Below are 2,409 nucleotides of genomic sequence, written 5' to 3'. Positions count from 1 at the left end.
GGGAAGCCGTAGCTGTGCGGATGGCTGCTCAGATCGGTGAGCCGCAGGGGCTCCGGGTGGTGGATGAGCTCGCCGAGGATGCCGCGCCCGCACGGCGTCTGCCCGATCCGCGCGGTCAGCTCCTCGGACATGCCGACGGTCAGGAACTCCAGCAGCGTCTGCCCGTCACCGACGATGCCGAGCGCCCCGTACTCCGCGTCGGTCAGGGTCACCGCGGCCTCGACGATGCCCCGCAGCACCTCGGGCAGTTCCAGCCCCCGCCCCAGGCTCATCACGGCGTCCAGCAGGCCGCGCATCCGGTCCGGACGGCTGGGCTGCGGCCAGTTCCCCTGGCCGGGGCCGGCGGCGGGGGCCGCTCCCCGGCCCGCCCCGCGACCTGTGACGGGGCACGAGGCCCCCGGGGCGGCGGAGTGGGCGCCGGGGGAGTGGGGCACCGGGCATGCTGCGTCTGTCATCGGGGTGCCGCTCTCTGGGGCCGGGTTCCGTAGGCCGGGTCGTCGTTCACCGGCTCACCGCGGGGGCTGGGACCGGTCCACGGGCGGTCAGTTTACGGCAGCCGTCGGCCCGGTACCCCGGGGGCCGAAGACGCCCGTCCCCCCGGTACGTACACGGCGACGGGCCCCGGGGCACGGGGCCGCCCGCGCCTCCCGCGCCGGGGGCCGGCCGTCGTACGCGCCTGCGCGGCCGGCGGCGGACCGGCCACCGGGCACGCCTCGCGACAGGGCCGACCGGCCCTGTGCCGGGGGGACCCACCGGCCCCGGCGAAGGTGTCCCCCGGCCCCGCCCCGGGGTGCTCCTCGGCCCCTGGAGACCGGCGCCGCCCCCGACCAGCATGGTGCGGCCGGGAGGGTCGGCTCCGTCCCCCGCGTGATCGCGGACCTTCCCGGCCGCATCCCTGTCGCACCGTCCCGCCCCCGGGCGGACGGGTGCGGGGGTGTGCTCGGAGAACCGCACGAGCTGGAGGACACGGTCCGGTGGACGCAACGGAATCGCAGGGCAGCAAGGCCGCCCCCGCACAGGGCCCCACGCCCCCCGACGGCCGGGAGCCGGACGTCCCGCACCCGGTGCCCGGGCCGCGCGGACGGACGGCGCGCGACTCGCGGGGCCGGCTCGTCATCTCATGGCTCACCACGACCGACCACAAGCAGATCGGCACCCTCTACCTCGTCACCGCCTTCGCCTTCTTCCTGATCGGCGGGGTCATGGCACTGGTCATGCGCGCCGAACTCGCCCGGCCCGGCACCCAGATCATCTCCAACGAGCAGTTCAACCAGGCATTCACGATGCACGGTTCGATCATGCTGCTGCTGTTCGCGATGCCCCTGTTCACCGGGTTCGCCAACTGGCTGATGCCGCTCCAGATCGGCGCGCCGGACGTGGCGTTCCCGCGGCTGAACATGCTGGCCTTCTGGCTGTTCCTCTTCGGTTCCCTGATCGCCGCCGGCGGATTCCTCACCCCGCAGGGAGCCGCCGACTTCGGCTGGTTCGCGTACGCCCCGCTGTCCGACGCCACGCACTCCCCGGGCGTCGGCGCCGACATGTGGATCATGGGCGTGGCACTGTCCGGCTTCGGGTCCATCCTCGGCGCGGTCAACTTCATCACCACCATCATCTGCATGCGCGCCCCCGGGATGACCATGTTCCGGATGCCGATCTTCACCTGGAACGTGCTGCTGACCGCGCTGCTCGTCCTGATGGTCTTCCCGGTCCTCGCCGCCGCGCTGTTCGCACTGGAGATGGACCGCAAGTTCGGCTCGCACGTCTTCGACGCCGCCAACGGGGGCGCCCTGTTGTGGCAGCACCTCTTCTGGTTCTTCGGCCATCCGGAGGTGTACGTCCTGGCGCTGCCCTTCTTCGGGATCGTCTCCGAGATCGTGCCGGTCTTCTCCCGGAAGCCGATGTTCGGCTACGTCGGCCTGATCGCCGCGACGATGTCCATCGCCGGCCTGTCCGTCACCGTCTGGGCCCACCACATGTACGTCACCGGGGGCGTGCTGCTGCCCTTCTTCGCCTTCATGACGTTCCTGATCGCCGTACCGACCGGGGTGAAGTTCTTCAACTGGATCGGCACCATGTGGAAGGGCTCGCTCTCCTTCGAGACACCGATGCTGTGGGCCACCGGGTTCCTGATCACCTTCCTCTTCGGCGGCCTGACCGGAGTCATCCTGGCGTCACCGCCGCTGGACTTCCACGTGTCCGACTCCTACTTCGTGGTCGCACACTTCCACTACACGCTCTTCGGCACGGTCGTGTACGCGATGTTCGCCGGATTCCACTTCTGGTGGCCCAAGTTCACCGGGAAGATGCTCGACGAACGCCTCGGGAAGATCACCTTCTGGGTGCTGACCGCCGGCTTCCACCTCACCTTCCTCGTCCAGCACTGGCTCGGCGCCGAGGGCATGCCCCGCC

The 2,409-nt window shown here is 71.2% G+C and carries 2 protein-coding genes; one reads left to right on the top strand and one right to left on the bottom strand.

The genetic code is table 11. The features are described from left to right. Positions 1-455 (bottom strand): GAF domain-containing protein (locus tag IH13_RS0127170; protein WP_234433401.1); only part of this gene is annotated, 455 nt, incomplete at its 3' end. Between the two features lie 609 nt (positions 456-1,064). Here IH13_RS0127170 and IH13_RS38545 point away from each other — a divergent pair. Then, positions 1,065-2,409: cbb3-type cytochrome c oxidase subunit I (locus tag IH13_RS38545; protein ID WP_051835938.1), on the top strand; the 1,345-nt coding region annotated here is incomplete at its 3' end.

Origin of the sequence: Streptomyces sp. NRRL WC-3549 (genome assembly GCF_000721935.1) — a bacterium.
In the GTDB taxonomy this organism is placed as follows: domain Bacteria; phylum Actinomycetota; class Actinomycetes; order Streptomycetales; family Streptomycetaceae; genus Streptomyces.
The sequence above is the reverse complement of the archived record's forward strand: the minus strand, read 5'-3'. Positions and strand labels throughout refer to the sequence as shown.